The organism is Pallidibacillus thermolactis (genome assembly GCF_025660415.1).
Classification (GTDB): domain Bacteria; phylum Bacillota; class Bacilli; order Bacillales; family Caldibacillaceae; genus Pallidibacillus; species Pallidibacillus thermolactis.
Genome location: NZ_JAOUSE010000022.1, coordinates 25,977 through 44,666, shown reverse-complemented (window position 1 = coordinate 44,666; position 18,690 = coordinate 25,977). Strand labels below are relative to the sequence as shown.

The window sequence follows — 18,690 nt, the reverse complement described above, 5'->3', positions numbered from 1 at the left end:
CTTCTGGAACCAATTGATCAAGAGCCACCATTTCCAATTGATTTCGATTATTGTCTGTACGCTTCGATAACATCCTAAATTTCCCCCGTTAACCAAGAATTCTATCCCTATTATACAAAAAAACCTGTAGATTTGGCCACTAGTTAGAGACTTTGTCTACAAGCTGTCGTCTGCTAAAAAATTTAGCAGACGCTATCTTAATAAACACCTTGTGCCATCATGGCTTCTGCTACCGTTAAAAATCCACTTATATTTGCACCGGCAACAAGATTACCAGGATAACCATATTTTTCAGCACAAGTAACACTTTTACGATAAATATTTTTCATAATTTCTCTTAATTTTTCATCAACTTCTTCAAATGTCCAAGATAAACGCATACTATTCTGTGACATTTCTAATGCAGAAACAGCTACCCCACCTGCATTAACAGCTTTTGCTGGACCAAATAATACATCATTTTCGAGGAATAAATCCGTAGCTTCTAAAGAGCAAGGCATATTAGCGCCCTCACCAACAGCTTTCACACCATTTTGAATAAGAATGTTTGCAGACTCTACGTCGATCTCGTTTTGCGTTGCACAAGGTAAAGCAATATCACAAGGTATGGACCAAATTCCATTACAACCTTCAAAATATTCAGCATGTGGATGTTCATTTGTATAATCTTTAATTCGGCCTCTTTCTCCTTCTTTAATTCTTTTTACAGTTTCAAGCTTTATGCCATCCGGATCGTAAATATAGCCATTCGAATCGCTACATGCAACAACTTTAGCACCTAAAGATTCAGCTTTTTCCATTGCATAAATAGCAACATTTCCTGAACCAGATACAACGACTGTACTTCCTTCAAAAGAAAGTCCCTTTTCTTTTAACATTTCTTCCACAAAATATACGGTTCCATAACCCGTTGCTTCTGTTCTACCTAAGCTACCTCCATAACCAACGCCTTTACCTGTTAATACACCAGCTTGATAACTATTCAACCTTTTATACTGACCGAACATGTAACCAACTTCCCTTGCTCCAACACCTATATCACCAGCTGGTACATCGATATCAGGGCCAATATATTTGCTTAATTCCGTCATAAACGCCTGGCAAAAACGCATTATCTCTTGATCAGATTTTCCTTTTGGATCGAAATCTGACCCTCCTTTACCTCCTCCAATTGGAAGGCCAGTTAGTGCATTTTTAAAGATTTGTTCAAAACCTAAAAACTTTATAATACTTTCGTTAACTGTAGGATGAAAACGAATACCACCTTTATAAGGTCCAATCGTATTATTAAATTGAACACGGTATCCACGGTTCACTTGAACTTTTCCCCGATCATCAACCCAAGATACTCGGAAAGAAATAATTCGATCAGGTTCCGTAATTCTTTCTAAGATTCCATATTTTATATATTCAGGATGTTGCACAAACACCGGTTGAATCGTTTTAAATAATTCTTTTACAGCTTGTAAAAATTCAGGTTGATTCGCATTTCGTTGTTTAATTTGATCATATACGTTCATTATATAACTTTCAGCTACCAATTGTTTTTCATTTTGACTTACTATTGCCATATATCTCCACTCCTTCCAAAAACGATAAATCTTATTTTAAATTTTCTTACTTTATCGATATAAAATCAATATGAATTCTGTATTAAACCAATATCTAATCAAGATGGTTTTATATTAACATTTTTTCAAGATAATTATATGTAACGATAAACATTCACTATTTATCTTTTATATTTATAAACTTTCATTTCTATTACTCAAGTATTTACAGTCTAAATTTTAAAAAATTAAATTCACCTATAACGTTTTATAGGTAAAATATCTTTTGTTTTCTTAACCATCATTCATTCAAAAAATGAAGGAAATAATAAGAGGAAAACTTATATTTAAAGTATGATTTCCGCAATCCAGCAAAAGATAACCCAAAGAATTCTTGTATTGTTTTGTTATCTTTTACTAATGTAGTATTTTAATTAATTCAATATTTTTGAAATTCACAAGATATTCATAAGACGGTGACACTATTAGCTCGATAAAAAGTAAATTTTTTTTCTTATTTGTTAAGTCTAATAACAAAATTCAGTAATTGCTTGCATATTGTAAAAATTTAATATATATGTTGAAAAATGTATTCAATCTTTTAATCTAGAAAAAAATAGTCCATCATACGTTAATAAATAACATATGATGGACTAGAATATTTTCTAACTTATTGAACTTTAGCTAAATGACGAACAATTTGTCCATAATGACCTACAACATGTTCTACAATGAGATGGTCAACAATGAATGATAAGGGTTTTCCATCAAAATTTGGATTATAGCTTGGTGCGGTTTTGTCTAAATCTTCTTCCTTTAATTTTTTAAATGTACGCTCCACTCTAGATACTAAATCCTGTAATCGCTGTATGGCATCTTCTTTTTTCAATAGAGCAACTACATTTTCATCGACTGCAGCAAGTCTTCTAACATGTTCATGATTTCGCCCCCATTTTGCCCCAGGTACAATAAGTAACGCTTCTAAATCTTCTAACCAGAAATTAACGGCTTCTAATACATGAGCAACGATTTGCATAGCTGACCATTCTTTTTCTGAAGGTTTAATGTATAGTATTGCATCTTCTGTTTGATTTAAAATGTTGATCATATCATTAATACTCTTTTTGAATATATCAATCTTACCCTTAAGTACAACAGTTGCCATTTTAAATTTCTCCCTCCATTTTTTATTAATAGTGAATTTTATTCACTTTAATGATAAATTAATATTAATTGAGAATTCAATCAATTACTACTAAAATGAATTTGTATGTGTTTTTTGCTCAATTGAAAGGAGTTTGACAATGGATAAATCAACTACTATTGGTTCGCTTATTCACGGATTTAATATAATTAATATTATTGCTAATAGCGATACCCCTTTAAAATTCACTGAAATTCAAGAATTATCAGGTCTGTCTAAAAGTAATCTTTATAAATATTTAAATACACTAACTCAATTAGAGGTATTATACCGAGATCCTCGTCAAGGAGATTATTCACTCGGTTATAAGCTTCTACAATATGGAAATGCTACAATAAAAAATCATGACCCTATTAGTAAATTAAAACCGTATTGTAAAGAAATTAGTGATCTTACTAACATGTCTACTTCTCTATCAATTTGGTTAAACGATTCTCCTACCATAACGAATATTTGGAATACAAATTATGGTTTAAACATCGGAGCACAAATAGGAACTAAACTCCCTATAATGAGTGCTGCTGGAAAAATTTTTGCTGCATTTGCAAATTCAAAAGAAGTTTATGAGTGGATAAAGAAAGAGACTGAAAATAATCCTGATTTAGACCTTGATCAATTAAAAAAAGAACTTGAAAATATCCGCGAACAACATGTTGCTTTTGCGATAGAACCGTTAATAAAACATGTATCATCATGGAGCTTACCGATTCTAAATTATAAAAATGAACTAATTGCTGCCGTTGCTATTATTGGATTTACTGAAGAAGTGCCAAGAGCAGTTTCTTCGGAAATCGTTCAAAAGGTGATCAATATAACTAAAGAAATGTCCAATATATTTGGGTATAAAGGAAAGTAAAAGTTATAATATCTTTGTGCATACTTTTCTAATAGTAGAAATAATCTGAGACCATTATGATGAATAATAGTATTTATAACTTTTCTTATGTCTCAGATTATTTTCTCACCCCTTATACGTTAATGAATTTTTCTGCTTTATATTTATTAAATATTCCATATAAAAAGTCAACTACATGGTAATCCTTGGGGGTATGTTTTTCAAATAGAGCATCACGCAACATTATGGTTATCTTATCTTCTGCGTGTATAATTTCTCCCCAGTTTCGTGCACTTGTTTGAACCATTGCTGAACGAGGAATACGAATCTCTTGGTATTTTTTAAACGCAACTTCGTAAGAATCATGTATTTTTAATTGCTCACCTAAAACATAACAATCTTCCAGCGCTTGTACGGCACCCTGGGCAAGGTATTGTAACATTGGGTGTGCTGCATCCCCTAATAAAGTGATGTTTCCTTCTGACCAATTTTCTATAGGATTACGGTCGTACATTGGCCAACGGAATTGACGATTAATAAATTTCAATGCGTTTTTAACCTTTGGATGTGCTCCTTCAAATCGTTTTTCCATTTCCTCAGGATTACCCCAGTTTTCTTTTGTCGCATCATAGGATTTGAAAACAACAACTTGATTATATAATTTCCCACGACGAACTGGATATTGTACCATATGTAAATTAGGACCGATCCACATGATAACATCGTCCATATCTACATCTCCGGAAATCTCTTCAATTGGAATCGTTCCACGATACGCAACATATGTAGAATTTACTGGATCGTCATTAGAAAATCTTTTACGGATTTTTGATTTAATTCCGTCAGCACCAATAACTGCTTCAGCAGTGAAAGTTTCACCATATTGATTAGCAATAGCTACAATATTATCATGTTGTTCTGCACTTTGAATAATTTGATTGTTAAAAAAACTAATATTTTCATAATTTCGACACGCCTCAAACAAAACACGATGTAAATCTGAACGATGTAAAACAATATATGGTTGACCGAATTTTTTTTGAAAATCTTCTCCTAAATCTAAACTAGCAAATTCTTTTGCTGTATAAACATCTTTTAATACTAAACGTTTTGGTAATACAGCATATTTTAATACTTCTTCTTTCACACCTAGATATTCTAAAACCTCTAACGCATTTGGTGCTAATTGAATTCCCGCACCAACTTCGCCAAATTCAGGAGCCTGTTCAAATACCGAAATGGATTTTCCTGTGTTTTTATGAACGGATAAAGCTGCAGCTAAACCACCTATTCCTCCTCCAACCACAATAACATCGCTTATATTCGACACAAACATTTCCCCCTTGTCCGAAAAATATTTCCACCTTTAGAGAACTACGTTCTCTTAACAAGAACTTTATAATAACAATAACAACTTCGTCAATAATATAATTCTATATTTTTAAAATTTTTATAAAAATACGTTTTTTTACTATAATGTAGTTCATTCGGTTTTAGAAGGAAGTATCTATGATGTTGGCTGAAACTAAACCTACGGTAATTCAATCATTACAAATAGGTCTAACCCTTTTGGAAATTATTGTAAATGAAAAAGAACGTTAAAATTTACAGACATTCAAAACTTAACATCAATGACAAAAAGCAATTTACATAAGCATTTATTTACACTTTGTGAATTTGGTGTTGTTTCCCAAAATCCATCGACTAATACGCATTCTCTTGGTCCAAAGTTAATTCAACTCGGATATGTAGCAACTAGAAAATCACCTTTAATTGAAATCTCAATACCTTATTTAAAGAAAATAAGTGAGCAAACAAATTTTACAGCATTGCTAGCCATACCTACACCTAAAGGACCGATCGTATCCTACATTTCAAGTGCAGAATATGGAATTAATATTGGTGCACAAATTGGTTCAACATTGCCCTATTCTCTTCTACAGGGGGCGTTTTCTCCTCATTTGAGAATGAAGTACCTTTGACATTATGGTTGGAAACTGAAAAGAAAAAATATAATAATAAAGACATGCAAACGATACGACAGGCTCAAGAAAATACGCAAAAATATCACTTTGTATCTAACATTGAACCTTTAATGAAATATATTTCCTCTTTCAGTGTCCCTATTTTAAACTTTGAAGAATACTAGGTGCAATTACAACGGTCAGCGGTTTCGAAAACTCGTGATCACCAGATTAGTACCTTTGTCTTAAAACATGCATATCAAATATCCAAGCATTTCGGTTATTCAAAAAGAAAATATAAATTGACAATTTTTCGACAATTATTTATTATTTGTATTATTAGTTCACTAAGTTCTCTTAAAGAGAACTTATTTTTTATCAATAGTAAGCGTTTTTATTCGAAACTAGTATTGATCACGGGAACAAGGGGGATTTTACATGAAAAAAAAGATCTCTAAAAATCTTGTACAATTTATATTCTTAACGATTTTCCTAATCCTTTTAACAGGCTGCTCAATCAGTAGTACTGCTTTAAACTCGAATAAAAAAGAGTTTAAAATCGCTCATGTCACGCAAGAAACTCACATTTGGCATCAAGCATCAGTTAAATTTGGCGAGGAATTAGAAAAATTGTCCGAAGGCAGATTTACTGTAAACCTTTACCCTTCTTCACAATTAGGTCAAGAAAAAGACTACATGCTATTACTTGAAACTGGCGCTTTAGATGCTGCAATCCTTACAAATGGTTATATGAGTACTAGAGAGGAATCACTTAATGCATGGTTTTTACCCTTTACATTTCCTACTATTGAGGAAGCAATTGCAATGACAGAAACTGAAGAAAGTCAAGCATTGCTAGAAACATTAAATAAACAAGGTGTAAAAGGACTTGGATTTATTTTTGCTGGCAATCGGCACATTTTGCTTTCAGATGATTTTGTCCATTCACCTGATGATTTAGATGGGAAAAAAGTACGTATTCTTGGAAGTCCTATTATGCAGATGTTTTGGGAACATTTGGGAGCCGGACCTACTGCAATGCCACTGTCAGAAGTATATACCGCATTACAAACCGGAGTTATAGACGGAATGGATATCGACCTCGATGCATTAATGACTGAAAAATACTACGAAACAGCTGATCATTTAACAATAACCAACCATATGACCTTCCCAGCATTGTTTGTAATTAGTAAAAGAGTGTATAACGAACTTTCAAAAACTGACCAAGCTATAGTTGATGAAGCAGCGAAACGTGCCATTGCCTGGGCAAATGAAGAAACGATTAAACGTGAAACAGAAACACTGAAAAAATTAAAAGATGCAGGAGTTAATGTAACTGAAATAGAAGACTTTTCACCATTTCTTGATGCAAAAGAACATGTGATAAACACTTACACGAAAAAAAATGAATTGATTAAGAGATTTGTAGAAAAAGCCAATCAATTAAGGGGTGAAAAAGTTGAATATAATAAAGGAACTTAGCAATTGGATTTTCAAAGTAGAAAAAGTAGTTGCTATGATACTTTGCACAGTTATGCTATCTTCTTTATCTGCTGGGGTCGTCTTTCGATATGTATTGAAATCACCACTCGTTTGGTCTGATGAAGTGGCCATTCTTTGTCTTGTTTGGATTACATTTATCGGCGGCAGTATGGGGGTAAAATTAAACAATTTGGCAGCAATTACATTTTTGATTGAACGACTAAACGATAAACCTAGAAAAATATTCACACTCTTAGGAATAACAATCACATTATTATTTGTTGGAACGATCGTATATATCTCATTTGGTTGGTTATCTTCTCCAAATATTGCATTACAAAAAACTGCATCTATCGGAATGCCGATGATATACGGCTATTTAAGTATTCCCGTTAGTTTTAGTTTTATGTTGGTTCATTTAGTAGACTTAATATTTTCGAATTTAAAAAGTAAAGGCGGTGCTGAAACGTAATGATATTTGCACTCATTGCTTTCATAATTCTTCTCCTTTTACAAATACCAATTAGTTTTGTGCTAGGTATTACAACATTTTTCTATATATTTTTATCTGCTAACTTTGGACTCTTAGATGCAACACCACAACGATTATTTTCAGGATTAGAAAGTTATGGACTTCTTGCTATCCCTATGTTTATGCTAGCAGGAGAATTAATGAATTCTGGTGGGATTACTTCTCGCTTAGTCAACTTTTCAAAAACAATGGTCGGACATTTTCGTGGTGGTTTAGCTTATGTAAATGTTGTTTCCAATGTTCTTTTAGCCTCAATTATAGGCTCGGCAACGGCTCAAATTGCAATGATGAGTAAAATTATGGTTCCTTCTATGGAAAAAGAAGGATACTCGAAAGAATTTGCGACAGCTACCACCGCTTCTGCAGGTATACTCGGTCCCATTATTCCACCTAGTATGATGTTTATTATATACGGTGTTACCTCTGGAACATCAATCGGAGACATGTTTTTAGGTGGAGTATTTCCGGGAATATTAATTACGTTTTTATTTATCGTTCTAATTGGTTACTTTGGCACAAAGCATCAATGGCCAACATTAACTAGATCGACTGTATCTCAAATGTTCAAATCATTTATTTCAGTAATTCCTGCATTGCTTGTTCCTATAATTATTATAGTCGGAATATTAACAGGTATTTTTACTGCCACAGAAGCAGCCTCCATTGCATGTATTATTGCTTTATTCGTAGGGGGTTTTTTGTATAAAGAAATTAAGTTAAAAAGCATTCCGAGGATTTTAATAAACACAGCAATAACGACAGCTACGATAACAATGCTAATTGCCATGGCAAATATTTTTGGTTGGGTATTAGCCTTTGAACGTATACCACAACAAATTGCAACATGGATGACCTCTTTAACAGATAACGCGTTGATCTTTTTAATAATTGTAAACATCTTTTTGTTGATCGTAGGGATGTTTCTAGATGGCATTGCAGCCCTAATAATACTTGTACCTATATTTATGCCTTTAATCATAAATTATAATATTGATCCCGTTCACTTTGGGGTTATTATTTGTATTAACTTAACTATTGGATTATTGACACCTCCGGTTGGGACAGGATTATTTATTGCTTCTTCACTAACAAATATTAAACTAGAACGATTAGTACGCGCCATTTGGCCCTTCTTACTTGCTAGTATTGTTGCACTTTTTATTATTTCATACGCACCGCAAATCGTTACGTGGTTGCCGAGTATATTTAACTAATTATTAGCAAACTAAATTTATTGACTTTTTTAATAAGTCATATTAATCTTAAGATATATATGAAACTCATTTCACTATAAGTGAACAAATAAGGGGGTTAACGATGAAACTTATTAATTATACGGTAACAGGTGTTACTCGATCTGGAGCTATTGTCGGTGAAAAGATTATTGATCTTAACTATGCATTTCAAGCCTTCTTGAAAGCAAAAGGAAAATATCGTTATAAAGAAATTGCCCATGCTTATGTTCCAGACAATACCGACGAATTGTATCAAGGTGGAAAAGAATCTATTCAATTAGCCCAAACTGGAATTGACTTCATTTTAGAGAACCCAGACAGTTTCGATAAAAAAGCCATATACAATCGAAATGAAGTAAAAATAGAAGCACCTGTACGTAATCCTGGAAAGATAATTTGTGTAGGTCATAATTATCGTGAACATATTTTAGAAATGGGACGTGAGTTACCTTCGTATCCAGTTATTTTTGCAAAATTTGCAAATACCATTCTCGGACCAGAAGATGATATTCCATTTTATCCAATTTCAAAACAATTGGACTATGAAGCGGAATTTACCTTTGTAATTGGTAAAAAAGCACGTAACGTTTCAGAAGAAGAAGCCCTTAATTATGTAGCTGGATATACAATTACAAATGATGTTACATATCGAGATATCCAACGTCGTACAATACAATGGTTGCAAGGTAAAACAGTGGATGGTACTGCACCAATGGGTCCATATCTAGTAACTTCTGATGAATTATCAGATCCGTCTGGCTTAGATATCGTTTTAAAAGTAAATGATGAAGTACGTCAACAAACAAATACGTCAAATCAAGTATTCGATACGAAGAAACTCGTATCATTCCTATCTAGTTTAATGACTTTGGAACCTGGTGACGTTGTCTTAACTGGAACGCCTGGTGGTGTTGGAGTAGCAATGGACCCTCCGCAATTCTTAAAAGACGGGGATGTTGTTACGATCGAAATTGATAAAATTGGGGTACTTGAAAATAAAGTGAAGAAAGTTGAAGTATTGACTAAAGTTACCTAATGATTGAAGGGGATTCTTGATGAGTGATCTCACACTCCCCTCTTAAAATAAATAATTTGAGAAAAGGAGAAATATAGAATGGCTGAATTAAATCATGAATTAAAAGAATTTATGAAAAGTACCGTTGTAACCGATTTCACAAAAGATATTCAACAGTACAATTTAGGACCACTTTGGGAAGCGATTCCAGAAATTATGAACAAAACACCAAAGCCACAAGCAGAAGCCTATCTTTGGAGTGATGAGCTAATCAAAAAGAAATTAAAAGAAGCAGCAGATATTTTTACCCCTGAACGCGGTGGCGAACGTCGTGCAATCTATTTCCAAAATCCAGGTTTAACATATCGTAAACCATGGGGGTGGGCTTCAACAACTCAAACAATTTACGCCGCTGTTCAATTATTATTACCGGGTGAAAAGGCTCCTTCACATCGTCATTCTCAAAGTGCTCTACGATTCATTTCCGAAGGTTCGGGAGCATATACCATTGTTGAAGGTGAACGCATTTTTATGGAAGAAGGTGATTTTCTAATAACTCCAAAAAATTTATGGCATGGACATGAACATCTAGGTGAAGGTCCAATGATTTGGATGGATGCACTTGATATACCAACAATTTATAGTATTGGTGGTACATTCTTCGAACCTTATGAAGATGGGTTGCAACAACCAAATATCCCAGATAATTTTACTGAAAAACGTTATCGCGGTGGTATGGTCCGCCCTGTTGGCGATGACAAGTATACAGTAGCCCCACTTGCTAATTATAAATGGGAACGTACAGTTAATGGTATAAAGGGACTAATGGAATTCGATCCTGATCCTTATCATGGATATGCAGTAGAATATATCAACCCTTCTACAGGTAAATCAGCGAACCCTACTTTAGGAACAAGATTGCAATTTTTACCTGAAGGGTTCCATACAAAAGCATTACGCCACACTCATTCTACAGTTTATCATGTTCATAAAGGAACTGGTTACTCTGTTATTAATGGTGTACGATTTGATTGGAAAAAAGGGGATTACTTCGTTGTACCAAACTGGGCTTGGTATGAGCATGTCGCTGACGAAGATTCTTATCTATTCTCAGTGAATGACTTACCGATAATGGAACGATTTGAACTTGAACAAGAACAAACATTAGAAACAAATAATGGTCATCAAACAATTACTGGTGAATTTAAAGCTGCTTTTCGGTAATATTTTTAAAAGTCCTCACTCATTTGTTGTGAGAACTTTGTTAAATTATACAATATAACAAAAGGTTCTTTAGATTCTTTTTATAATGACAAAAAAATACACCCCAAAAGTTGTTTAATCTTAACTTGGGGTGTATCGTACCTTGTTATGGGGATTTTTAATCAGCGAAAAAGTACGATCAATAGTTCATCATTCTATATAAAATACACAATGTTTCCTTCCATTCCTATTGGAGCATGGCCGGATTCTAAGATACGAAGAATCGGTTCAAATAAACTCTCTTCACCTGCAAGATATGCGCAGCAAATTAGTAAGCTAATATACATAGCAGCTACTGTCAAATGGTTCACTATTTTTTCTTCTTGAAACTGCCGGAATGCACCGTCAAAAGCAGGATGAAAAATCGATTCAGGTAAATGATCAACAATTTTTTCTAAAGCTTTGTTTAATCCTTTGGTATTAATTCTCACTTTAAATCGATCAGGTAAATCTTTTATTCCTTCCCAGAGTTGGCTTCCCTCAAAGTCTATTCCTTTTATTTTTTCAGATAGCTCCTCTTTTTTAACCCATTGGAACTGATAATCATTAATCTTTAATAGTTGGCAAAACTCATAAAAAAGTTCTTCAGTTTGTTGATCCTGGATACAAGCCTTACGATACCATTCGATTGAACACAACTTTTCAGAAAGTGTAGATAAATCCTCAGCTATTGACAATTTCAACACATTATAAATACCTCCCATTGCACTCCCTCCGATCCTTTATTAATATTTCGTTGTCAATTCTGGCGGACCAAATTTTGGACCATATGGCCCCTCATCAAGCCAGCGTCCCAGTCGTGGTGATATGGATGCGAGAGATGCAGCAAGTTCCCTTTTCATATTCATCTCTTTGGAATTACCTTGAATATGATGAAGAGCTATTGTAGAAGCATTACGATTCCATTTAGCGGCAATACGACGTTCATGAGCTGCTTTTTCAATATGTTCACGTCTTTCATCTTCAGTCAAAGCTTTCAAAGCTTTTTCAATTCCACGTACAGCTACTATTGCATCAGGAACACCTGAATTTAATCCGCGAGCACCAAATGGAGCAAATAAATGTGCAGCTTCACCAGCTAAAAGAACTCTTCTTTTTACATCTGTAAAAGAATTCGCTACAGCTTGGTGGAAACGATAAGATGAAACCCAAGTTATCCTATCCGCATATTTCGGGTCCATTACTTTCGGTATCCAGGATTTTACACCTTCGATACTTACAAAATCATCCACGTTATCATTGGAAAACAGTTGTAAATCTACTCTCCATCCTCCTTTAAAAGGAACGTATAACACATTTCGACCACCCATTGCTGGATGATGATAATGAAATATGCGTTCAAGTGGCATTGGATCTTCTTCATCTTCCTTTAAATCGATAACTAAGAATGTATCTTGCGTTCGTGGACCTTCTAATTTTAATTCAGCTTCACTACGTACTACAGATCGTGCCCCATCAGCGGCTATAACATATTGAGCGTAATATAATTCCCCTGTTGCTGTTGTAATCTTTACTGCTTCATCAGAAATATCAACCTTTTCAACCGGTTGTTCATAAATAAACTCTACTCCCGCTTCAACACATGCGTTGTATAGATGAGTTTCAATTACATGTTGATGTAATGAAGAAAAGTGAGGTAGTTTTTCTGAATTATTTACATCTGTAATCCCATAATTTCTTACGTAAATTTCTTTCCCTTTATAAAAAGTCCTTTTAATCGGCCAAATGACTCCATCTTTTGCTAACTTAAACCCAAGTCCTTTGTGCGTATCTTCTAATAATTGTAATGTCGCATTATGAAGGTAAATAGCTCTACTTCCTGGACGTGGAGCATCTTTGGCATTAGCTTCAATTACAACACAAGAGATTCCTTTTTTTTGAAGAGCTAGACCAGCTGTTAATCCAACTGGACCGGCACCTACAACAATCGCTTCATATTGATTCTTCAATATATACCCCTCCCTTTAAACGAAATGTTCATTAATTGTAATTAATTATAAAAATGGATTTTCTCTTTTTCTATACTATTGTTCCGCTATATGGAAAACAGCAATTTTTTTATGAATTTATTATATTAATTAACACTCTAACCACTGAATTGACGATATATTTTGCTAGTTTTATAATTTCAATATATAAGCCTGTGATATGTAGGAGGTGATATCAATCGATAGAAAACAAAATTCCTCATTAAAAAATGCTTTAAGTATTTTAAAGCTTTTTTCAATTGAACAACCCGAGATCAGTCTTACAGATATATCCGAAAGATTAGGAGTAGCGAAAAGTACAGCCCATCGACTCCTAACTTCACTCGTTCAAGAAGAAATGGTTTATAAAGATCCTAATACAAATTTATATAGTTTAGGTTCATCTATATTATTTCTTGCAAATATTGTTAATTCTCAAATTCCAATAGTTACTGAAGTTATACCACTATTAAATGCTGTTACTGCGAAAACTAAAGAAAGTTCACATCTTAGTATAATAGAAGGATCACAAGTCGTTTATTTGCAATCAAAAGAAGGTTTATACCCATCTGAAACAAATATAAAACAAGGGACAAGATATCTAGCAACAACAAATGCCTCAGGTCTAGTGATTCTCGCCTTTAATCAAGATATATCCAACCAGCTGTATAAAGAACGACGAAAAATGGTGGCTAAGACCGAGCATCTTCAAAATAAACTTAAGAGAATAAAAAAGGTAGGATATGCAATGTCGGTATTTGGAGATAATGACAGCGAAATGGAAATTGCATTACCTGTTTACAATGAAAAAAATATTGTGTTTGCTTCACTTAGTATCACTGGGGCATCTTATCGAATATCTTCTTCAAAAAACAGGAAAAATTACCTCTATCAATTACAAAATGCCGCTAAAGAATTGCAGCGGATTATTACCATTAGAAAGTGCGGTGCTCATACATGACACATATACAAAAAAACAAGGAAACGTTGTCATCAGTAATAAATGCAATGCGCATATTACGCCTATTTTCTTTTAAACAGAAAGAATTGAGTTTTACTCAAATTGTCCATCTACTTGATTTGCCACAAAGCACTGTTCATCGGCTTATATCAACATTGAAGGAAGAAGGTTTTCTCAGTAAAAATCCAAAAACAAATCACTACAGATTAGGACTCAGGATATTAAGCTTAGGAGGGGCAATTTATAGTCATCTAGAATTATATAAAGAATCGTTACCTATCATCAAATCTCTTTCAAAAAAGTTAAATGAAACAGCACATATTTGTCATATGGAGAATAATAAAGTTGTTTATTTATATCGTACGGAAACACTTCATCCAGAAGATCGACTTGTAACACAAATTGGCAGAACAAGTCCTATCCACTGCACGAGTGAAGGATTATGTATTCTTGCTTTTCAAGAAGAAACGTTTATAAAACAGTATTTAAATCAAAAATTTTTTGCATTTACACCATATACCTTTACCAAACCAGACCAACTATATCAACTCTTGGAACAAATACGTGATCAAGATTATTGTGTACTCACTTCTTCTTATTTTGAAAATTATATTAGTATTTCCTCACCAATCCGAAATCACGAGAAACATGTTATCGCCTCTCTGACTGTAATCGGAAGTGTAAAGCGAATTACGGAAGAAAAACTGCCAACATTTATTAATGAAATTAAACATTCTGCCAGTAAAATTTCATCTAATTTAGGTTATTTTAAGAATCTATAAAAGAGTTAAGCGTTAACCTATCCCTTCAATTTAGCCAACCCTTTTTGCTATTTGTTAGCTTTCAAAAATTACGCTTAACTCATAAAGAGTAATTTTATTTCAGAATTTATTATAATTTCATGATAAATTTATAGAATTTTTAGTATAATATAAATATTAAAACTAAGGAGGTGTTTTAATTGAAAACTGTTAAGAAATACAGATTTTATGATTTTGAAACTTCATTGGAAGACTATCAATTACATAAACTAAACCAAATGTTAGCCTTTATTGTTCGACAAAACGAATTTTATAAAGAAAAATTAACAAACATTTCAATTCCCATACAATCAAAAAACGATTTGGCTAGTTTACCTTTTACAACAAAAGAAGAACTAATAAAAGATCAACAAGATTATCCTCCATTTGGAAGAAATCATTCTTACCCTCTCCAATATTACAATCGGTTTCATCAAACTTCTGGAACATCTGGTTGTCCTTTGAAAATACTTGATACAAAAACAAGCTGGCAATGGTGGGAAAATTGCTGGCTTGAAGTACTGAAATCTAGTAAAGTTCAAGAAACAGACCGGGTCTTTTTAGCCTTTTCATTTGGTCCTTTCGTTGGATTCTGGGGTGGTTTTGAAGCCGCAAAAAAATTAGGTGCCTTAGTGATTACATCCGGCAGTCAAACCTCAAAGGACCGACTTCAAACTATTGTTGAACTAGAAGCAACTGTACTCCTTTGTACACCAAGTTATGCCCTTCATTTAGTAGAGATTGCAAAAGAACTGAACTTGGATCTTAAAAAAACGGCTATCCAAAAAATAATTACTGCGGGTGAACCTGGTGGCTCCATTCCTTCTATTAGAAAAAGAATTGAAGAAGCTTGGAGCGCGAAGGTTTTTGATCATGTTGGCATGACTGAAATGGGAGCTTACGGATATTCATGTGAGATGCAAAACGGATTACATATTAATGAATCTGAATTCATTGCAGAAATCATTAATCCAGACACGTTAGAACCTGTTGATCCGGGTGATACTGGTGAGCTCGTTCTGACAAATTTAGGTAGATATGGATATCCGCTGATACGCTATCGCACAGGAGATCTCGTTAAGTTTGATCCAACTCCATGTCCCTGTGGTAATACGTATACTTTTCTTCCAGGTGGGTTAATCGGTCGGAAAGACGATATGGTCGTTATTCGAGGCATTAATATTTTTCCTTCATCCATTGAATCGATTATACGCGAATTTGATGAAATATTAGAATTTAGGATTGTATATTACACCATTGATAATATGGATCAAATAAAAGTTCAAATAGAAACAAGAGAACCTTCCTTAAAAGAAACGTTGGCTACTCTCTTACGACAGCGAATCGGTCTCCGGATTCAAGTCGAAGTCGTCGAAAGATTACCTCGCTTTGAGTTGAAAGGCCGGAGAGTATTAGATTTGAGAAATCATGTAAGAGTAGTTTAATATGCATATTTTAAACTGAAATAGACTGTCTAAAAGCATTATCTTCTTTAGACAGTCTATCTCTTAAAGATTCTATTTCTCGTTATCGTGGTAGATTCTAAACCATATTCTCTTTCGAGTAAAGTAACACCCAGTTTCAAACTCAGTGAATTCGTTGAATTTAGTGAACTTTGATGGTGTTTTTAACGATTATACTGTTTTTATTAAACAAGTGTACATTCATTTATTTCTTCCTTTGTAAGTGAAGCAACTTGACAAAGCTGCAAATTTCCTCTTCATATACGCAAGGTTTTTTCATCTGTTTTGTTTGCTTCAATCTTTGCCCTATATCTGTAAACATAACTTTTTTTGGAAAATTAATTTTTCATCGTTCAAAAGAAACTGGTTATTCTAATAAAAAATAATAGCCGCCGCCAATATACTATCGTAAAAAATGGCAACGGCCTTTTCAGTTTAAGCAACTTGTCTTCTTTTTCATTGATCAAGCATAGCTATACAGAGTGAACGGGATGACCGAAAGCTTCACAAGCTTCATCAGGTACAGGTACTGCTTTTAATTTTCCATCTTTATTTAATGTCCATGCTCTGACTTCATATCCGGATGCAACTAATTGGTTATTTCTAAAAAATTCGTGTTTAACTGTAATCACTTTATTTTGAATCTCCTCCACTTGTGAATGGACTTCTACTATATCTCCATCTAGTAGTGGAGATTTATGTTTACAACCGGTTTCCAATAATGGAAGGATGATATTGTGTTCCAGTCTGAGTACTCTTGGATCAATATACATTTTTTCAACCAATTCATGTGTCGCTTGATCCATCCATTTATAAAAATTCGGATAATATACAATTCCCGCAGCGTCTGTATCACTAAAATATACTTTTAATTTGTGAATGTTTTTCATACTATATACCTCCTGGAAATAAATGAAGTCTACTATATTAATAACCGGATATTAAGACTGCATCTGCATTTTTGCTTCAATCGTATTAATTCCATTATAATGAGAGTATCTTTTAGTTTTCGGTTGAATTCCGAAGACACAGCTGCAGAAATACTTATTTCGATGAATTTTATTTTCTCCATACTTCCTTCCTATCTTAACGAAATTTATACATTGTAAATATAAATACTGAAAGTAAAGAGGTACTAGACCAAGAAAAGGTCAAATACCTCTTGCTTTATAGCATCGTTGTTTCTATTTATAAAAATGAAACTTTGATATTTTAAGCTATTTCCCTATTAAAGCGCTTCCCACAATGCAGCAATTCCTTGGCCTCCTCCAATACATGCAGATGAAACACCATATTTCTGATTCCGTCTTCTCAATTCGTACACTAGTGAAAGTGAAATTCTTGTTCCACTTGCTGCTAATGGATGACCAATAGCAACTGCACCACCGTTTACGTTACCAATCTCATGATCAAAACCGAGTTCCTTTTGGCAAGCTAAATATTGGGCGGAAAATGCTTCATTAATTTCTATTAAATCTATCTCACTAATCGTTAATCCAGCTTTTTTCACTGCACCTTTAATGGCAGGAACTGGACCGATTCCCATAATTTCAGGTTCAACCCCTACTACATCCCAAGAAATAAGTTTTGCAATTGGTTTTAAACCATTTTTCTTAGCAAATTCAGCTGAAGCGATAACAACAGCTGCTGCTCCATCAACCATACCACTCGCATTACCTGGTGTTACAACTCCCCCCTCTACAAAGCGAGGGTTTAATTTTGATAGAAGTTCCATACTAGTTTCCCGAATATGGTCATCTTGGTCGATGACTACTTCCCCATTTTTTGTTTTTAATGTCACTGGTACGATTTCCTCTTGGAAATACCCCTTTTCACGAGCTTGTATTGCTCGTTCATGACTAGATAATGCATGACGGTCTACATCCTCCCGGGATATATTATATTTCTTCGCCAAGTTCTCTGCAGTTTCTGCCATACTAAAACCGCAGTATGTATCTAATAGTCCATCCCACAACCAGTCTTCAATTTTAGGTGAACCGAGCGGTGAACCCCATCGCATACCACGTATTACATGAGGGACCTGGCTCATGTTTTCCGTACCGCCAGCTAATACAACCTCTGCTTCTCCAGCAAGTATATGACGTGCCCCCGCTAAAATAGCCTCAATACCTGTACCACACACGCGATTAATTGTAACTGCTGGAACATGTAGTGGAGTTCCAACTTTTAATCCGACATGGCGAGCTAGTAAATGTGCATCTCTACTCGACTGCTGAACATTTCCGAACACAACATGCCCAATATCTTCCGGTCGAATATTTGCTTTTCTTATGGCTGCTTTCGCTGCGTGCACACCTAATTCAGTTGCGGTTATATCTTTGAAAGAACCGTTGAAATTAACAAACGCAGTCCGTGCACCATCAAGCAGAACGATTTCTTTTGTCTTCATCTATTC

At 34.1% G+C, this 18,690-nt stretch carries 17 protein-coding genes; 10 read left to right on the top strand and 7 right to left on the bottom strand.

Annotated elements, in window-relative coordinates; translation table 11 throughout:
- Positions 1-197: 197 nt before the first annotated feature.
- Both gdhA and OEV82_RS08580 read right to left on the bottom strand, forming a co-directional pair.
- Entirely contained in the window at positions 198-1,520 is a 1,323-nt protein-coding gene (gene gdhA / locus OEV82_RS08585; protein ID WP_407672756.1) for an NADP-specific glutamate dehydrogenase, read from the bottom strand.
- A gap of 700 nt (positions 1,521-2,220) precedes the next feature.
- Positions 2,221-2,715, bottom strand: coding sequence for a DinB family protein (locus OEV82_RS08580; RefSeq protein WP_263061610.1), 495 nt, complete (start codon positions 2,713-2,715; stop codon positions 2,221-2,223).
- Between the two features lie 139 nt (positions 2,716-2,854).
- Here OEV82_RS08580 and OEV82_RS08575 point away from each other — a divergent pair, with 139 nt between their 5' ends.
- Positions 2,855-3,610: an IclR family transcriptional regulator gene (locus OEV82_RS08575; protein ID WP_263061609.1), complete on the top strand. Its 756-nt coding sequence runs from the start codon at positions 2,855-2,857 to the stop codon at positions 3,608-3,610.
- A gap of 112 nt (positions 3,611-3,722) precedes the next feature.
- Here the strand turns inward: OEV82_RS08575 and OEV82_RS08570 are convergent, their stop codons facing one another.
- Positions 3,723-4,919 carry an FAD-dependent monooxygenase gene (locus tag OEV82_RS08570; RefSeq protein WP_263061607.1) on the bottom strand — a complete coding sequence of 399 codons (1,197 nt, stop codon included), beginning with the start codon at positions 4,917-4,919 and terminating at the stop codon, positions 3,723-3,725.
- 301 nt (positions 4,920-5,220) lie between these two features.
- Here OEV82_RS08570 and OEV82_RS08565 point away from each other — a divergent pair, with 301 nt between their 5' ends.
- The 6 genes from OEV82_RS08565 (at position 5,221) to OEV82_RS08540 (ending at position 11,044) form a co-directional block, all read left to right on the top strand.
- Complete coding sequence (locus OEV82_RS08565; RefSeq protein WP_263061606.1) at positions 5,221-5,571, top strand: IclR family transcriptional regulator; 351 nt, start codon at positions 5,221-5,223, stop codon at positions 5,569-5,571.
- Positions 5,572-5,991: 420 nt separating this feature from the next.
- Positions 5,992-7,038 carry a TRAP transporter substrate-binding protein gene (locus tag OEV82_RS08560; protein WP_263061605.1) on the top strand — a complete coding sequence of 349 codons (1,047 nt, stop codon included), beginning with the start codon at positions 5,992-5,994 and terminating at the stop codon, positions 7,036-7,038.
- Positions 7,016-7,510 (top strand): TRAP transporter small permease, encoded by a 495-nt coding sequence (locus OEV82_RS08555; protein WP_407672755.1) that lies wholly within the window; start codon positions 7,016-7,018, stop codon positions 7,508-7,510. The genes OEV82_RS08560 and OEV82_RS08555 overlap by 23 nt, the downstream gene beginning before the upstream one ends.
- Positions 7,510-8,784 (top strand): TRAP transporter large permease, encoded by a 1,275-nt coding sequence (locus OEV82_RS08550; RefSeq protein ID WP_263061603.1) that lies wholly within the window; start codon positions 7,510-7,512, stop codon positions 8,782-8,784. The genes OEV82_RS08555 and OEV82_RS08550 overlap by 1 nt, the downstream gene beginning before the upstream one ends.
- Before the next feature lie 103 nt (positions 8,785-8,887).
- A complete protein-coding gene (locus tag OEV82_RS08545; protein ID WP_263061602.1) occupies positions 8,888-9,841 on the top strand; it encodes a fumarylacetoacetate hydrolase family protein in 954 nt (317 codons plus the stop codon).
- A gap of 78 nt (positions 9,842-9,919) precedes the next feature.
- Positions 9,920-11,044: a cupin domain-containing protein gene (locus OEV82_RS08540; protein WP_263061601.1), complete on the top strand. Its 1,125-nt coding sequence runs from the start codon at positions 9,920-9,922 to the stop codon at positions 11,042-11,044.
- Positions 11,045-11,238: 194 nt separating this feature from the next.
- Here OEV82_RS08540 and OEV82_RS08535 read toward each other — a convergent pair whose 3' ends face one another.
- On the bottom strand, positions 11,239-11,787 hold the full coding sequence (locus OEV82_RS08535) for a hypothetical protein (protein WP_263061600.1): 549 nt from the start codon (positions 11,785-11,787) through the stop codon (positions 11,239-11,241).
- Between the two features lie 21 nt (positions 11,788-11,808).
- A complete protein-coding gene (locus OEV82_RS08530) occupies positions 11,809-13,032 on the bottom strand; it encodes an FAD-dependent oxidoreductase (protein ID WP_263061599.1) in 1,224 nt (407 codons plus the stop codon).
- 208 nt (positions 13,033-13,240) lie between these two features.
- Here OEV82_RS08530 and OEV82_RS08525 point away from each other — a divergent pair, with 208 nt between their 5' ends.
- The 3 genes from OEV82_RS08525 (at position 13,241) to OEV82_RS08515 (ending at position 16,256) form a co-directional block, all read left to right on the top strand.
- Entirely contained in the window at positions 13,241-14,011 is a 771-nt protein-coding gene (locus tag OEV82_RS08525; RefSeq protein ID WP_263061598.1) for an IclR family transcriptional regulator, read from the top strand.
- Positions 14,008-14,793, top strand: coding sequence for an IclR family transcriptional regulator (locus OEV82_RS08520; RefSeq protein WP_263061597.1), 786 nt, complete (start codon positions 14,008-14,010; stop codon positions 14,791-14,793). The genes OEV82_RS08525 and OEV82_RS08520 overlap by 4 nt, the downstream gene beginning before the upstream one ends.
- Positions 14,794-14,972: 179 nt before the next feature.
- Positions 14,973-16,256, top strand: coding sequence for a phenylacetate--CoA ligase family protein (locus tag OEV82_RS08515; RefSeq protein WP_263061596.1), 1,284 nt, complete (start codon positions 14,973-14,975; stop codon positions 16,254-16,256).
- Positions 16,257-16,747: 491 nt separating this feature from the next.
- Here the strand turns inward: OEV82_RS08515 and OEV82_RS08510 are convergent, their stop codons facing one another.
- Entirely contained in the window at positions 16,748-17,164 is a 417-nt protein-coding gene (locus tag OEV82_RS08510) for an acyl-CoA thioesterase (RefSeq protein WP_263061595.1), read from the bottom strand.
- A gap of 338 nt (positions 17,165-17,502) precedes the next feature.
- Entirely contained in the window at positions 17,503-18,684 is a 1,182-nt protein-coding gene (locus OEV82_RS08505) for an acetyl-CoA C-acetyltransferase (protein ID WP_263061594.1), read from the bottom strand.
- Positions 18,685-18,690 lie beyond the last annotated feature (6 nt).

Excerpts from the sequence above, each read along its gene's own strand:
- gdhA (WP_407672756.1), bottom strand. The coding sequence starts at position 1,520 with ATGAACGTATATGATCAAATTAAACAACGAAATGCGAATCAACCTGAA.
- OEV82_RS08580 (WP_263061610.1), bottom strand. The coding sequence starts at position 2,715 with ATGGCAACTGTTGTACTTAAGGGTAAGATTGATATATTCAAAAAGAGT.
- OEV82_RS08575 (WP_263061609.1), top strand. The coding sequence starts at position 2,855 with ATGGATAAATCAACTACTATTGGTTCGCTTATTCACGGATTTAATATA.
- OEV82_RS08565 (WP_263061606.1), top strand. The coding sequence starts at position 5,221 with ATGACAAAAAGCAATTTACATAAGCATTTATTTACACTTTGTGAATTT.
- OEV82_RS08560 (WP_263061605.1), top strand. The coding sequence starts at position 5,992 with ATGAAAAAAAAGATCTCTAAAAATCTTGTACAATTTATATTCTTAACG.
- OEV82_RS08550 (WP_263061603.1), top strand. The coding sequence starts at position 7,510 with ATGATATTTGCACTCATTGCTTTCATAATTCTTCTCCTTTTACAAATA.
- OEV82_RS08545 (WP_263061602.1), top strand. The coding sequence starts at position 8,888 with ATGAAACTTATTAATTATACGGTAACAGGTGTTACTCGATCTGGAGCT.
- OEV82_RS08540 (WP_263061601.1), top strand. The coding sequence starts at position 9,920 with ATGGCTGAATTAAATCATGAATTAAAAGAATTTATGAAAAGTACCGTT.
- OEV82_RS08535 (WP_263061600.1), bottom strand. The coding sequence starts at position 11,787 with ATGGGAGGTATTTATAATGTGTTGAAATTGTCAATAGCTGAGGATTTA.
- OEV82_RS08520 (WP_263061597.1), top strand. The coding sequence starts at position 14,008 with ATGACACATATACAAAAAAACAAGGAAACGTTGTCATCAGTAATAAAT.
- OEV82_RS08510 (WP_263061595.1), bottom strand. The coding sequence starts at position 17,164 with ATGAAAAACATTCACAAATTAAAAGTATATTTTAGTGATACAGACGCT.
- OEV82_RS08505 (WP_263061594.1), bottom strand. The coding sequence starts at position 18,684 with ATGAAGACAAAAGAAATCGTTCTGCTTGATGGTGCACGGACTGCGTTT.